17 protein-coding genes and 1 riboswitch are annotated in these 15,119 nt (G+C 40.2%); of the genes, 5 read left to right on the plus strand and 12 right to left on the minus strand.

What is annotated here, in order from left to right; all coding sequences use genetic code 11:
- Positions 1-54: 54 nt before the first annotated feature.
- The 7 genes from M2369_RS14765 to M2369_RS14795 all read right to left on the minus strand — a co-directional run bounded on the left by M2369_RS14765 (position 55) and on the right by M2369_RS14795 (position 6,722).
- A complete protein-coding gene (locus tag M2369_RS14765) occupies positions 55-1,206 on the minus strand; it encodes an acetylornithine transaminase (RefSeq protein WP_113767261.1) in 1,152 nt (383 codons plus the stop codon).
- On the minus strand, positions 1,203-1,979 hold the full coding sequence (gene argB, locus M2369_RS14770; protein WP_163116393.1) for an acetylglutamate kinase: 777 nt from the start codon (positions 1,977-1,979) through the stop codon (positions 1,203-1,205). Before argB ends, M2369_RS14765 begins: the two co-directional genes overlap by 4 nt.
- Positions 1,980-1,993: 14 nt before the next feature.
- Positions 1,994-3,214 (minus strand): bifunctional ornithine acetyltransferase/N-acetylglutamate synthase, encoded by a 1,221-nt coding sequence (argJ, locus tag M2369_RS14775; RefSeq protein ID WP_007499060.1) that lies wholly within the window; start codon positions 3,212-3,214, stop codon positions 1,994-1,996.
- A 20-nt stretch (positions 3,215-3,234) separates the two neighbouring features.
- Positions 3,235-4,272, minus strand: a complete 1,038-nt coding sequence (gene argC, locus M2369_RS14780) for an N-acetyl-gamma-glutamyl-phosphate reductase (protein ID WP_026050072.1) — start codon at positions 4,270-4,272, stop codon at positions 3,235-3,237.
- Between the two features lie 278 nt (positions 4,273-4,550).
- Entirely contained in the window at positions 4,551-5,357 is an 807-nt protein-coding gene (locus tag M2369_RS14785; RefSeq protein ID WP_100324877.1) for a hypothetical protein, read from the minus strand.
- A 224-nt stretch (positions 5,358-5,581) separates the two neighbouring features.
- A complete protein-coding gene (locus M2369_RS14790; protein WP_003211530.1) occupies positions 5,582-5,890 on the minus strand; it encodes a metal-sulfur cluster assembly factor in 309 nt (102 codons plus the stop codon).
- Between the two features lie 46 nt (positions 5,891-5,936).
- Positions 5,937-6,722 carry an alpha/beta fold hydrolase gene (locus M2369_RS14795; protein ID WP_163116394.1) on the minus strand — a complete coding sequence of 262 codons (786 nt, stop codon included), beginning with the start codon at positions 6,720-6,722 and terminating at the stop codon, positions 5,937-5,939.
- 137 nt (positions 6,723-6,859) lie between these two features.
- Between M2369_RS14795 and M2369_RS14800 the strand changes: the two genes are divergently transcribed.
- The 3 genes from M2369_RS14800 (at position 6,860) to M2369_RS14810 (ending at position 8,101) form a co-directional block, all read left to right on the plus strand.
- Complete coding sequence (locus M2369_RS14800) at positions 6,860-7,672, plus strand: Cof-type HAD-IIB family hydrolase (protein ID WP_008348537.1); 813 nt, start codon at positions 6,860-6,862, stop codon at positions 7,670-7,672.
- Between the two features lie 88 nt (positions 7,673-7,760).
- Positions 7,761-7,913, plus strand: a complete 153-nt coding sequence (locus tag M2369_RS14805) for a hypothetical protein (protein WP_008348539.1) — start codon at positions 7,761-7,763, stop codon at positions 7,911-7,913.
- A complete protein-coding gene (locus tag M2369_RS14810; RefSeq protein WP_008348541.1) occupies positions 7,910-8,101 on the plus strand; it encodes a DUF3813 domain-containing protein in 192 nt (63 codons plus the stop codon). The genes M2369_RS14805 and M2369_RS14810 overlap by 4 nt, the downstream gene beginning before the upstream one ends.
- Positions 8,102-8,141: 40 nt before the next feature.
- Here the strand turns inward: M2369_RS14810 and M2369_RS14815 are convergent, their stop codons facing one another.
- Complete coding sequence (locus M2369_RS14815; RefSeq protein WP_008348542.1) at positions 8,142-8,597, minus strand: BsuPI-related putative proteinase inhibitor; 456 nt, start codon at positions 8,595-8,597, stop codon at positions 8,142-8,144.
- Between the two features lie 14 nt (positions 8,598-8,611).
- Entirely contained in the window at positions 8,612-9,454 is an 843-nt protein-coding gene (locus M2369_RS14820; protein ID WP_007499067.1) for a YitT family protein, read from the minus strand.
- A gap of 141 nt (positions 9,455-9,595) precedes the next feature.
- On the opposite strand from M2369_RS14820, the gene M2369_RS14825 reads away from it, so the two are divergent.
- Positions 9,596-10,453: a DegV family protein gene (locus tag M2369_RS14825; RefSeq protein ID WP_008348544.1), complete on the plus strand. Its 858-nt coding sequence runs from the start codon at positions 9,596-9,598 to the stop codon at positions 10,451-10,453.
- 41 nt (positions 10,454-10,494) lie between these two features.
- Here the strand turns inward: M2369_RS14825 and M2369_RS14830 are convergent, their stop codons facing one another.
- The 3 genes from M2369_RS14830 to M2369_RS14840 form a co-directional block, all read right to left on the minus strand.
- Complete coding sequence (locus tag M2369_RS14830; protein WP_056407982.1) at positions 10,495-12,144, minus strand: methyl-accepting chemotaxis protein; 1,650 nt, start codon at positions 12,142-12,144, stop codon at positions 10,495-10,497.
- Positions 12,141-13,118: a BMP family lipoprotein gene (locus tag M2369_RS14835; protein ID WP_039167385.1), complete on the minus strand. Its 978-nt coding sequence runs from the start codon at positions 13,116-13,118 to the stop codon at positions 12,141-12,143. The genes M2369_RS14830 and M2369_RS14835 overlap by 4 nt, the downstream gene beginning before the upstream one ends.
- 157 nt (positions 13,119-13,275) lie before the next feature.
- Positions 13,276-14,124, minus strand: a complete 849-nt coding sequence (locus M2369_RS14840) for a CvfB family protein (RefSeq protein WP_017360190.1) — start codon at positions 14,122-14,124, stop codon at positions 13,276-13,278.
- Positions 14,125-14,350: 226 nt separating this feature from the next.
- Between M2369_RS14840 and M2369_RS14845 the strand changes: the two genes are divergently transcribed.
- Positions 14,351-14,842, plus strand: a complete 492-nt coding sequence (locus tag M2369_RS14845) for a YajQ family cyclic di-GMP-binding protein (RefSeq protein ID WP_024720044.1) — start codon at positions 14,351-14,353, stop codon at positions 14,840-14,842.
- Between the two features lie 81 nt (positions 14,843-14,923).
- Positions 14,924-15,042: riboswitch (SAM riboswitch) on the plus strand.
- Positions 15,043-15,119 lie beyond the last annotated feature (77 nt).

The following is a 15,119-nucleotide window of genomic DNA, read 5'->3' on the forward strand; positions in this document are numbered from 1 at the left end:
TATTGAATAATTAATAATATAAATGCATGTTTATGCGTTTTGGTGTAAAAAAATTTAGACCATTACTGTTTCATTTGCTAACACTTGAATGATTGCTTCAATGGCTTGATCCAATTCAACTTTTTTGACATTCAGCGGAGGTAATAAACGAATGACATTCGGACCAGCTGGAAGCACAAGCAAACCTTGCTCTCGAAGGGCTGTGATGTAATCACCTACTGGCTGATGACACTCAATTCCTGCCATTAATCCTTTGCCCCTTACTTCTTTCACGATGTTCAGCTGTTTGACTTCTTGCAGTCTCTTTAAAAGGTACGCACCCTTTTCTTTCACTTCTGAAAGAAAGTCTTCTTTGAATATTACATCAAGGGTTGCGTTCACAGCTGACATAGCGAGCATATTGCCACCAAATGTTGTGCCATGAGAGCCTGGAGAAAATGCATCCCCTAAAGCTTTTTTCCCTATCACTGCACCGACTGGAAATCCATTTCCTAAACCTTTTGCGGCTGAAATAATATCAGGATCAAGTCCCGATTGCTCATAGGCAAATGCTGTCCCTGTTCGCCCAATACCCGTTTGGATTTCATCTACAATCAGCAGTGCTTGATGTTTTTTGCAAAACATTTGAACGGCTTCTAGAAATTCAGCTGTAGCTGGATTGACTCCACCTTCACCTTGCACCACTTCCAGCATGACCGCTGCGACATCATCGATTTCACACGCTGTGATCGCTTCAGGGTCATTAAATGGTACATAATGAAAGCCTTCCAGCATCGGTCCAAAACCAGTTTTGATTTTATCTTGACCTGTGGCAGCCATACCAGCATACGTGCGCCCATGGAAAGAGTGCAAAAACGTCACAATATTTGTTTTACCTGTTGCTTTTCGGGCCAATTTGATAGCCCCTTCATTCGCTTCAGCCCCGCTGTTGCAGAAAAATACGAGATCTCCTGAACTGTTGGCTGCCAGCTTTTCCGCTGCTTTTTCTTGCAGTCCATTTTCAAATAGATTTGATACATGCCAGACCTCGTCAAGCTGCTTCTTGATGGCTTGATTGACCTTTGGATGATTGTGACCTAAATTCGTGACCGCAATGCCTTGTATAAAGTCTAAATATTTTTTCCCAGTTGTATCAACTGCCCAAGAACCTTCTGCCTCTTTAATTTCAACATTCCACCGTCCGTACGTTTGAAAGAGATGACTCACAGGACCGCCTCCTTTTGTTTTACAATTCGAGTTCCTTTAAAGGTATCTCCTGTAAAAATACTACCTTTTCCATTCACAATCATGACTTCATCCACATCTCCTGTTAAAGCACTTAGCGCAGATTGCACTTTTGGAATCATTCCCCCGGAAATAATACCTTCATCGATGAGCTTGAGAGCTTCTTGTTCGGTGACAACGTCTAACAGCTCACCATTTTTTAAAATTCCTTCCACATCTGTGACAAACATGAGCTTATCAGCTTTCATAGCTCCTGCGACTGCTGATGCTGCAAGATCAGCATTTACATTTAACGTTTGGCATTCTTCGGTCATAGATAGCGGCGCAATGACGGGAATGAATTGTTTCTCCATTAGTGCTTCTGCCATCTCTGGATTGACTTCTTTGATTTCGCCAACGTACCCATATACATCTTGATCGAGAAAATCGGCGACAAGCATCTGTCCATCTTTACCAGATACACCGACAGATGATATATCATGCTTTGCCAACTCTGAAACAAAGTATTTATTCACCGTTCCTGAAAGGACCATTTCGGCTACCTCTAACACCGGCTTTGTTGTTTTGCGCTGTCCATCTACAAATTCCGTTTTCACTTCTAATTTTTGCAGCATGCTCGTGATTTCAGGACCCCCGCCATGTACGATAGCCAGTTTAAATCCAGCAGCTTGAAGTGAGCGGACATTTTCATAAAAGGTATCGGAAAGTTCTCGAATGACACTGCCTCCACACTTGAACACGATCGTTTTATCCATGTCTATCTCCTTCATTATGTGCGATAGCTCGCGTTAATTTTCACATAATCATAGGTAAGGTCACAGCCCCATGCTGCCGCTTCACCATTTCCTTCATTCATTTGAATGAAAATCGTAATCTCATCCTGCTCTAGATACGCTTTTGCTTCCTCTTCTGAGAAAGACTGAGGTTCATTATGTTTAAACAGACATTGCCCGCCTAAGTAAACTTCCACCTCTTCTGGCGTGACAGAAGCTGCGCTATGACCGATTGCTCCGACAATCCGTCCCCAGTTGGCGTCCGTACCGTATACGGCTGTTTTCACAAGACTTGAACCTACGATTTTTTTTGCAATAATTCCCGCTTCTAAGTTGTTTTTAGCACCAACAACTTTCGCTTCGATTAATTTGGTTGCGCCTTCTCCGTCTCTTGCAATCTCTTTTGCTAGATCTTCACAGGCTAGTTTTAATCCTTCTTTAAACAATGGCCATTCTGGATGTTCTTCATTCAGTGCCTGGTTTTCTGCCATTCCATTTGCCATCACAAGCACCATATCGTTAGTTGATGTTTCTCCATCGACGGTAATTTGATTAAACGTCACATCTGTAATGTCACGAAGAGCATTTTGCAAAGCTTCTTGTTCGACATTTGCATCGGTTGTGACAAACCCGAGCATTGTTGCCATGTTCGGATGAATCATACCAGAGCCTTTTGCTGCACCAGAAATGAGAATCTCTTTCCCGTCTATCGTCAAGGAGTATGTCGTATTTTTAATGACTGTATCTGTTGTTAAAATCGCTTCTTCAAAGTGGCCATTTCCTGCTTTTGCTTCTTTTAGCTGAGCGATGCCTGTTTTGATTTTATCCATATCCAGACACTCTCCAATGACACCAGTAGAAGAAACAGCAATGTAATCAGGCTCTGTGCCTAACATGTCTGCACAGGCTGCCTGCATGTCGTATGCATCTTTTAATCCCTGCTCACCTGTACATGCGTTGGCGATCGCACTATTGACAATGACACCTTTTAGTTTGCCCGTCTTTTTTAAGCTTTTTTGTGTGACTTGAAGAGGCGCAGCTTGAAAGTGACTTTGAGTGTATACCGCTGCACTCGCTGCTGGTACTTCACTGATGATCAAGCCAAGGTCTTTTTTTGAATAGCGTAATCCTATATGAATCCCCTTTGCTTCAAAACCTTTTGGTGATGATACGTCCCCGTCTATTTTGACAATACTTTTTTCATTCAATTCGATCATGTTTGTTATCTCCCCTGTTCTTATGGATAGAGAGGTGTCATTGTGAGGCCCGCCTCTTCATGTAAGCCTTTGATGATGTTGAAGTTTTGAACCGCTTGGCCGGCTGCACCTTTCATGAGATTATCTATGACAGATACAATCGTCAGTCTCCCTGTTCGCTCATCTAAATGAAAACCAATGTCACAGAAGTTACTGCCGTATACTTCTTTTGTTTGCGGATATATCCCATGATCTCTCACTCTTACAAAATAGGAATCTTCATAAAAGTCCTTCATCCTTTTCATTAACTCTTCTTTTGTGACATCTGATTTCAATTGTGTATACATCGTCGCCATAATCCCTCTTGTCATCGGGACAAGGTGTGTTGAAAATGTGATGTTCGCCGTTTGCGGGTTCCATTCTCTAAGTACTTGTTCTATTTCAGGTGTGTGCTGATGTTCATTCACCTTATAAATTTTAAAGTTATCGTTCAGCTCTGAAAAATGTGTGCCAAGTGAGGCTGATCGTCCTGCACCGGACACCCCGGTTTTTGCATCTATTATGATCATAGATTCATCGATTAAATTCTGTTTCATCAGCGGTGCTAAACCTAGAAGAACTGCAGTAGGAAAGCAGCCGGGGTTTGCAATGACTTCCGCTTGCTTAATGGTTTCACGATTCAATTCAGATAATCCGTATACAGCTTGTTGAACCGATGCTTCATCCGCTGCCCTTCGTTTATACCACGCTTCATAAACAGTTCCATCTTGAATGCGCAAGTCACCTGATAAATCAATAATTGGCACCCCTTGATTCATGAGCTTCGGTGTGAGTTCACTTGAAACGCCTGCTGGTGTCGCTAAAAACACAGCATCTGTTTCTTGCACAATGGCCGCCGGATCAATGGCTTTTAATGTTTGGTCAGTAATCGTTGTCAGATGCGGATAAGATTGACTGTATAATTGCCCATCACCACTTGATGAATACAATATACATTCCTCCACATGTGGATGCTGCTTAAAGATACGAACTAATTCCGCACCGCCGTACCCTGTAGCACCTATAATACCTATTTTCAACGTCAATACACCCTCTTGATCTTTGTGAAATTATTTAACATTATAACATGTATAAAAATTAATTCAATTGTATATTTAATATTTGTTTTCATTTTTTTTCATAAAAAAATCCACATATCTTCGTGAGACATGCGGATTTTATCTATTGTTCTTCATATTGAGGATCAGAAGCGCACTGCATAAATATAATAGGGAACTTGCATAAAAAATCAAATGAATGGTGAAGAAATCAGCAAACAGGCCGCCAAGCAAAAAGTGCCATAATTGCTGTATTGTTCTTATGAATTTTTATTTAAAGATTGTTTTTCTGCACTCGATTCTAATTCATTTATTTCGCTGACATAATAATTATAGAAATCATTTGTTTTTTTTGTATTAGAACAAATTAAAACTGGCAATTTACTTGATCTCCCTTTTAAAATTCTCGTATCCACTACAATTACTTTGTCATCCATTCGATAAATAGATCTTGAAGGAAAAAAATTATGAAAATATAAATGCAACTCGCTTTGAGTTACTTTTTTTCTTTGTTTACTTTTTACCCCATATATGTCTTTCCATAAATCCGTAACCTTGTGAATTGTTTGTTTTAATTCATCCGGTGATATATCATATTGAGCGGCTAAAGCTGGTAAAAATTTAGATTCTGGAGATAACAAAAAAACTCTAATTTTACAATTAGAATTTATTAACTTATTCACAAAGTGATCATAATTCGTTTTTGTCCATGTTTCGCCATAAGTATGAAAAATATCAATTGAATTTTTTGCATTATTTATGTAATAGCCATAATCAATTTGTGTTACATCTAGAAATGTTTCATTGATTCCCGTGTTCTGAATGTTTTCTTTTAATTTCAATTTATCAAAAATCATTTCTACTAATTTGTCCTTCATAAAGTATTCATTAAATCCAGTAAATACACCCGATATAAGTAATGCAGCTCCCACATTACTTGATATAGTTTTCCATATAATATGTGAAGGCAATAACTCCGAAATTAAAAAAAGAACAATACTAACAATAATAGTTAATAGTATTACAATTAGATTATATACACTATATCCACTTTTTAGCCTAATCATATGATCACCCCACTTATTAACTTAAAAAACCTAAATTACCATATATTTCATTATAATTCAATCGACAAAATAAAACCATATACTACATTAAGAAAACTTCTAATAGAATTCAATAATTTGTACAAAAGTAGAACCTACATCAGTTCACATATCCTCAAAAGATTAATTTTTCATAAAAAAACCTGGTACGAGTTCAACTCATACCAGGCATTTTTCGTATTTACTTATTGAATACCAAGCGCAATTTTAGCGTATCTTGACATTTTGTCACGTGTCCAAGGTGGATTCCAGACGATGTGAACTTCAGTTTCCTTCACTTCAGGCAAGTCACTTAATGCTTTTTTGACTTCATCGACGATAACTGGTGCAAGGGGACACCCCATTGATGTTAAAGTCATCGTGATATCCGCTTTTCCATTCTCATCAAGATCGACATCATAGACAAGTCCAAGGTTGACGATGTCTACGTTTAACTCAGGGTCAATCACCTGTTCTAGGGCGCCTAAAATATTTTCTTTCAATGCTTCATCCATGATATCCACTCCTTTTTCAACTAGTATAACGTACTTTTCCTTTTGGCTAAACGTTTGTGCTTTTCAGGTGTGTCACAAACCAGTCAATGGTTTCAAACATTGCTTGTCTTGAGACCTTATGGCCAGCCTGTCCATCTGTGATAAAACGAATCAGGTGCGGATCTTCTTTATATTGGGTTTCTGCTAACTGGTCATAAAGAGCTTTTGCATGTCTGTAAGGGACAACTGGATCGTTTTCTGCATGCCAGAATAACAGCGGTCTTTTGTTTAATCGATCTGTTTGCAGCGTTAAATCATAAGGGCGCAGCGCGTCTAATTGCTGATGAACCTCTTCATCTGTAATCTCTTTCATCAACCCTTTGTGCCGCATGTCCATAATTTGTGCTTGTAGGAATGTCGTATATTTCGGACTGCCCATCAAGCTGACTGCCGCTTTAATCCAATCATGTTTTGCGAGTGCACCAAAGGTCGTGATGCCTCCCATGGAAGTACCTGCAACACCTATTAGGTCGGCTTCAATCAATTGTTTTTCTTGAAAATGTGTCTTAAGTATATCGATTTCACGGATTTCGTTCAGGACGATTTCCCAAAACTTTGATGCCAGTTCCTCTAAGCTGAGGTTTTCTGATCTTACACCATGATAAGCACAGTCAGGCAAAATGACTCTCATGCCTTTTTCCGCCAAATGAAAGGCGAAGTGTAAGTTGTGCTCGCGTGCACTTGTAAATCCATGTATAAAAAATACAAGTGGCAGTGGTTTATCTTTATTTTCAGCTTTTACGATATGTAAAAATGGAATATCGTGCGTCATTTGCTCATCAATGGTGATCACAGCCTATGAATCCTCCTTTATCATTCCCGTCTTTGTTTATTTTAACATGTAGACAACGAAGATGTGATAAAGATACACTATAGGTGGAGGCACCCGCACCAGATGCCTCCTATTACTTACAGATCAAAGGAGATTTTATGGAGACTAAACCTTATCTAATCGCACTTGACCTGGATGGCACGTTATTAAAAGACGATAAAACGATTTCTGCACACACACTTGATGTCATTCAAAAAGTGAAAGACAGCGGGCATCATGTCTGTATTTCAACTGGCCGGCCATTTCGTTCCAGCTCTCCTTATTATCAGCAATTGCAGCTCGATTCACCGATTGTGAACTTTAATGGAGCGTTTGTCCATCATCCTCTTGATGAAAAATGGGGCAGATTTCACACATCACTTGATCTTCAAGTCGTGAAACAGCTTGTGGATATTAGTGAGGAATATAAAGTGCACAATGTGTTAGCTGAAGTGCTAGACGATTTGTATTTCCATTATCATGATGAAAAGCTCATTGATATATTTAATATGAATGCAAACAAAGTGACCGTTGGAGACCTTCGGAACAATCTTGGAGAGAATGTCACAAGCGTCTTAATTCACGCAAAAGAAGAAGACGTCGGAGCGATTCGGAGCTATTTGACAGATGTTCATGCAGAAGTGATTGATCACAGACGCTGGGCTGCTCCGTGGCATGTCATTGAAATCATTAAAACAGGTATGAACAAAGCCGTTGGACTGCAAAAGATCAGTGATTATTACGGTGTGCCTCAGGAGCGGATTGTGGCATTCGGAGATGAAGACAATGATTTAGAGATGCTTGAATTTGCTGGATGCGGGGTTGCCATGGGCAACGGGATTGATGCAGTGAAACGCGTCTCTAATGAAGTGACAGATACGAATGAACAAGATGGGATTGCAAAATTCCTAACGAATTACTTCTCGCTTTAATTTTTCCATTCATACATAGCAGGTCGAAGCGGGCATACTACCGTTAGACAGGTTGTCCTGTCAGCTTGTGTAAAGGGGCGGATTCCGAATGGGTAAAAGAAGCAAATCGAAACGCTTTATACAACAAGGTAAAGATTCAGTCAGTCTACATGACGCACGTTTTCCGTATCGTTCCACACTTGAAGAAGCTGCGGAGGACAGGGGAAATATGAAGACTGATGCTTCTGGAGGTTCATTGTGAGAAACGAACTTTTTGATCAAGCCAAATCATTTACTGAAGAAGCCCTTACTTCTTCATTTCCATCTGGTTTAGAGCGTCAACAAGCAGTTCAGCGAGCTAAAAACGCCGTATCATCTGCATTTGCTAATTCGACAGATGCAGAAAGAAACCAGCTGCATACGTTCCAAGACCTGCTTGATGATCTTTAACGAAAAAAGCTGTCCGCTTTGTGGACAGCTTTTCTTATGCTTATTTCACTTGGAACGTTTTCTTCTCAGTGATTTGCTTTAGCCCTTCTGCTTTTCCTTTAAATGTGACGACCGCTTCATACGTTCCCGGCTCCACACCGTTTGACCACGTATCTTGGAAGTCATATGTTTCATCTGCTTTCAGCACAAAGGATTGGATGGCTTGTGTGAACATACGGTCTTTCGAGTAACGGTATTTTTCATTTCCGTCTTCATCGTACACACTCAATTCGAATTTTTGGCTTGTGTTGAATGTGAATTCAATATCTCGATCTGATTCATTTTTTAGTGACATATGAAATTGAACCGAAGAACCTTTTTGGACGGGGTCTACTGTGAGTACAACGGTTTTTTCTCCCATTTGACCGGATACCTCCTTGTCTGGTTCATCCTTTTTTTGTTGCCCACAAGCTGTTAAAACCAATAGAACGAGAAAAAGCACTAACCCTTTTTTCATCTTCTACCCACCTTTTAATCTCGTCTGAAAAATCCAAGAATATTGGTTGTTTGAACAATATTTGTAAAGGCTTTTGGATCGACTTCCTTTATAATTTGTTCAAGTTCATACAGCTCATACCTTGTAATGACAATGACCATCATTTCTTTTTGTTCATTGGTAAATGCCCCTTTTGCCGGAACAGTCGTAATCCCTCTGACCATTTTTCCATAAATGGCTTCTTTGATTTCATCTGCTTTCTTTGTCACAATCATGGCGGTCAGCTTTTCATGTCTCGTATGGATGGCATCAATTACCCTAGTCGTCACATATAATGTGACAAGGGTATATAAAGCTTTCTCCCAACCTTGTAACAATCCTGCTGTAAAAATGATAATTCCGTTTAAAATGAAGAAATACGTGCCCACTGGTTTGTCTTTCCATTTCGCTAAAATCATCGCAATAATGTCAAGGCCGCCTGTAGATGCCCCATATTTCAGTGTAATCCCAATGCCAAGTGCAGAAATGACTCCGCCAAATACAGCATTTAATAAAATATCTTCAGAAACACTTGTCTCTGGTAAAATGCCGAGGAAAATCGTTGTCAGTGCCACACTAATAATGCTATACAAAGTAAAGGAACGACCAACCTTCATCCAGCCTAAAATGCCGACCGGAATGTTTAAAATAAATAATAGGATCCCTGTTGATAAATAAAACGGTGCATATTGATCGATTAAACTAGATAACAGCTGGGCAACCCCTGTAAAACCACTTGCATATACGTCAGCAGGGATTAAAAATAAATTCAGCCCAATCGCATTGAGTAAGGCACCAATGACGACGACGATGAATTTTTTTGCTTCTCCAATGAACATGTTGTCATTCCTCCACTTACCATTCTCTCTATGGTTTTCCCTAAAATTTAGAATTTGAACACGAAAAAATGATTTTCTATGATATAGTTAGGCTAAAAAGATGTAAAATATGGTTGATTTTTTTAGAAAGAAGGGATTTTGATGACTGTTCATATCATAGCAGACAGTGCTGCTGATCTGCCTCTTTCTTATTATGATGAACAAAACATGACACTCATTCCGCTGCGTGTATTACTCGGCGAGCAGGAATTTGAGGATTTGATCACCATTGAACCAAAACAAGTATTTGATGCGATGAGACAAGGTGCAAGTCCAAAAACATCACAAGCTTCACCGAACCGGATCAAAGAAGCCTTTGTTTCTGCAGCACAAACCCATACATCCGCTATCTATGTTGCCTTTTCATCAGAGCTTTCAGGTACATACCAAACCGCTGTGATGATGGCAAACGAAGTGAAGGAAGAATACCCTGATTTCGATTTACGAATCATTGATTCTAAATGTGCTTCACTTGGTTATGGACTAGCTGTCAAACACGCTCAATCACTTGCCATTGACGGAAATACAATACAAGAAATTGAAACGTCTGTAAAGCATTTTTGTGAATCTTTACAACATATTTTTACTGTAGACGATTTATCGTATTTAGCAAGAGGCGGAAGAATTAGTAAAGCGTCCGCATTTGTTGGCGGATTGTTAAGTATTAAACCCATTTTACACGTTGAGGATGGAAAACTGATACCCCTTGAAAAAATTCGTGGCCGTAAAAAATTATTGAAACGCATTATCGAGCTGATGAAAGAACGAGGATCTGACTGGTCTAGTCAAACTGTTGGCATTAGTCATGGAGATGACCCTGCACTTGCAGAAGAAATGAGACAATTAATCGAAGCCGAATTTCATCCAAAAGAAATCGACATCCAGGTCATCGGCGCGGCTGTTGGGTCCCACTCAGGCCCTAGCACACTTGCCATCTTCTTTACAGGCAGCCCATCATAAAAAGCACCCTTCCCTGAAACATCACGGGAAGGGTGCTTTTCTTATGATAGCTTAAATCGGTGAACGGTTTCGTTTAACCTTGCTGTCATACTCATCAGTTCTTCTACTTGTTTGTTCATTTGATGGAAAGATTGCAGTTGTTCGTTTGCCGAGGCAGAAATTTCTTCGCTGCCCGCTGCCGTTTCTTCTACAACGGCACTAATATTTTCAATCGAGTGCAGCACTTGTCCGCCAAGCTCTGTTGATTGAATAATTTGGTCATTTAAGACCGCCATTTCTTGCTTAATATGTTGTGCTTTTGTTTCTATATCTTCAAAGGAGTGTGAGGTTTTGTCCATTGCATCTTGCTGCTGAAGTGATAGCTTGACCCCTTCTTGTACAGTTTGGCTAATGGATTGAATGCCTTTTTCAATATGACTCACCATGTCAAAAATTTGTCTTGTTGCACGAGACGATTCATCTGCCAACTTACGGATTTCGTCCGCTACGACGGCAAACCCTTTGCCTGCTTCTCCTGCTCTTGCCGCTTCAATCGCCGCATTGAGTGAGAGGAGGTTTGTCTGGTCCGCAATTTCAGAAACCGTTTTGGCCATTGCGGAGATTCCGCTTGCGTACTGAGTGAATTCTCCTGCAGACTCTTCAATTTGTCTCGTCGCACGTGTATTTTTTTCAATGGCTGCTTTTGTTTCTGTTAACGTGTGCTTTCCGCTTTCCACCGCTTCAATGGCATCCTCTGTACTACGGATGACTGTATGTGATCTTTCGGAATTCTTACGGCCATGTGAATCCATTTTCTCAATCAAACTAACGCCATGCTGAAGGTCTTCTGAAATCGCTTGTGAACCATTCGCCATTTCGTCTGTCGATACAGACACTTGATTGGCCGATTCCATAAGCTTTTTGTTTTCATCATCTAGCTGAATCGAGAATGATTCTACTTGGCTTGAGACATGGCTGATTTCTTGAATCAAGCTAATCAGCTGATCCGTCATTTGATTGAACGACTCATTTAAGCCACCGATTTCATCTTTCCGCTTGATGTCCATCCGCTCCACAGCGAGGTTTCCTTCGGCAATCTGTTTTGCCCGGTAAGAAAGGGATTTGATTGGTGTCACAATGGATCTCGTTAACCCAATATTTAAAAAGACGGCGATGACAATCAGCGTGAGGGCTGCGACAGATGCGCTGGTAATGATCCTTTGCACATTGTCTGCCGCCTCCTCTAAATGGTATTCATACGCTTCTTGTGCTCTTTTATTCATCGTATGCACGTCGTTTAAAACACCGTCAATTCTGGCAGCCACTCGTCTGGCATCAGAGGCATTTTTTTCACCAATGGCATTGTTTGCTTCTTGCGTCCATGTGTCAAACTTTGAATTTAACCGTGTTAGGGCTTCTTTGTTCATATTTCCTGCGTTTTTGTTTAACGTTTGCAGCTGTTTTTTCGCTGTCGATATATCGCTTTGAACGACCTCTAGCTGTTCATCTGAAAGGGTCATGGAATAATTGGTCATGGCTTGTTCGACACTTTCAAAGCTGGCCTTCGTTTTTTGTACGTTCAGTAAGGTTTGAACTTCTGTTTCGCTTGATGACTGAATCTTTGTCATGCTCACAATAATAAAGGCAATTACGCCAACCGCTAAAAGAAGTGAAATGAGTGAGTTGAGCAAAATTTTGATGCGTAAGCTCATGATGCTGCCCCCTCTTCTTTCAGAAGTGTCTGCTTCAGTCCATTTAATTTTTTGGTCAATTTCTCAGCATCTTTGAGCACCCGGATTCTTGCCATATCGATTCCGTCATTACTTAAGTCATAGACGATATGCCCGCTTTTGATTTTGCTGCTTTTGACGAGCTGTTCGCTGAATTGATAAACGACTTCATCTACTTTTTTGACCATAGACGAAATAACGGCTTTTTCAGCTGTATAATACTGATCGCTGTCCACGCCGATTGCATATTTGCCTTGCGTTTGCGCTTCTTTTAATACACCAACACCCGTATAACCGGCTGCGGCATATAAAACATCTGCTTTCTTTTTGATCATGTCTTTCGCTATTTTACTGCCTTTGCCTGCATCACTAAATGTGCCAGCATACGTGGATACGACCTTGATTTTCGGATTCACAGATTTTGCGCCTTTTTGATAGCCTTGTTCAAATCGGTGGATCACCTCTGCATCGACTCCGCCCACAAAACCAATGACATCACTTTTTGTTGTCATGGCAGCAAGAGCTCCCGCTAAATAGCTGCCCTGCTCTTCTTTAAAAGTCACTGATGTGACATTTTTCAGTTCAGACACAGCATCAATGAGTAAAAATTGCTTTTTCGGATATTTTTTCGCTACCTTTTCTAAGTCTTCTTGCATACTGAAACCTACACCGATGATCAGGTCATTTCCATCTTTCACAAGCTCGGTCAGCCCTTTTTCATATGTATCGGTTTCTGCAATTTCTCTATAATCGAATTCAATGCCAAGCTCATCACGTGCTTTTTCTAATCCTTTAAATGATGAATCGTTAAATGATTGATCACCAAGACCATCATCCGTCAGCATGACACCAATATGCTTCGCATTTGATACCGGGGGTCCTCCCTGCTGATTGCTGCATGAGGCGAGTACCATGATCATAGCTGCCATCAGAAGTAATGAAATCTTCACTTTCATCCAAAAACACACTCCTTTTATCATCCTTACCTCTTATTTATCGGATTTGAGAGTCATTGTTTCAATGATAAAATGAAGGATTTTCAGCTTTTTTCATGACTTTTTTCACTGAAAAAAACCATTATTTATGACAAAAATAAAAAAAGCGAGCAAATGCTCACTTTTTCTCGTATGTCCATCCTTCTTTTTGGTAAACAAGATCATTTTTCATCAGATGACCTAATGCTCGTTTGAAGGCTGCTTTGCTCATTTGAAATCTTTCCCGGATATCTTCTGGATCACTTTTATCCCCGTAAGGCATTGCACCGTTTCTCGTTCTCATGTAAGTTAAAATTTCTTCTGCATCGACAGATAATGCATCCTGTTTTCTAGGCAGCAGAGAAACGTTCACGGTTCCGTCCTCTTTCACTGCAATGACGCGTCCTGTCACGGTCGATCCTAATCTAGGCTCTTCCTTTCGTTCCGTGCGGTGGATAAACCCACGCACGCCTGTATCTGTCAGCATAAAAGAACCTGTCGCAATTAAGCGATAAATCGTTCCCGTAATTTCTTTGTTCATTAACGTTTCTGGCGCCTCAGTAAATAATTCACTGATCACATCTTCAGTGGCTGGTTTTGCGAACATTCTCCCGTAACTTGTCACTTTGAGCATACAGTATAGTTTGTCGCCTTTTTTCGGCCACGCTTCCTCAAAAGGCGGGAGGTGTTCAGTTGCAACAAGTGCATCCTTTGACAAACCTATATCGACAAAAGCACCCATATCTTCTACAACGTCTACGACTTCTACCCAGTCGTATGTATGTGCATTGATTTTAGGAATTTTCATCGTCGCTGCCAGTCTTTCTTCATGATCTACATATAAGTAGACCTCTACTTCATCACGATCTCCAATATCCTCTGTCATCTCACTGCGATGTAGGAGAACAGAATCTTCGCCATCTGTTAAAAAGTAGCCGTATTCCATCTCGTTATCTATTTGCAAGGTCAGTTGCTCACCTGGTCTCATGTTCTCTTCCTTCCTATCTGCCCTTAAAAGAGCGTTCGTTCATCTTTTGATTCACTTTATTCTACTATACTTCTGTCATCATGAACATCTCTAGTTCTGTTAGCTAAAGTGGACAAACTGCACTTGAATTATACCGCATACATCTGAACTCTCTTCGATAAAGTTTCTTCTTCCCCTATGGGCATGATAAAATAGACGCAATATCTATAGTTGGAGGTCATATGTGATGGCAAAAGAAAGTTCATTTGATATTGTATCGAAGGTGGAGCTGCCAGAGGTGCAAAACGCCATTCAAGCAGCACTGAAAGAAATTAAAAACCGTTATGATTTTAAAGGAAGTAAAAGTGATATTTCACTAGAAAAAGAAGAACTCGTTCTCATTTCTGATGATGACTTCAAGCTGGAGCAGCTAAAGGATGTCCTTGTGACAAAACTGATTAAACGAAACGTACCGACTAAAAACATTGACTATGGAAAAACAGAACATGCCCTAGGTGGAACCGTTCGCCAGCGTGCAAAGCTGATTAGCGGGATTGATAAGGACAATGCCAAAAAGATCAATGCCTTGATCAAACAATCTGGTTTAAAAGTAAAGTCGCAATTTCAGGATGACCAAGTGCGTGTGACAGGAAAAAATAAAGATGATTTACAAGAAGTGATGGCGCTCATGCGCAAGGCAGATTTACCGATTGACGTCCAATTTATAAATTTTCGATAAATTTCAAATTTTCCATTGATTATTTCCGATTTTTTCGATACAGTTGATGGAAGTTCAATTCATTGACATGTTCATATCGCTTTCTTATCAAGAGAGGCAGAGGGACTGGCCCTGTGAAGCCTCAGCAACCGGTGTAGTAGAAATCTATTTTCTATGACCAAGGTGCTAAATCCAGCAAGCAACTGCTTGGAAGATAAGGAGAAGAATTTCAATACAGCCAAAAAGTCTTCTTCTTATCAGAAGGCTTTTTTTGTTACATAGAAATAAGGAGGAAACC

The sequence above is a fragment of the Bacillus sp. JUb11 genome (assembly GCF_024807925.1).
Lineage (GTDB): Bacteria > Bacillota > Bacilli > Bacillales > Bacillaceae > Bacillus > Bacillus altitudinis.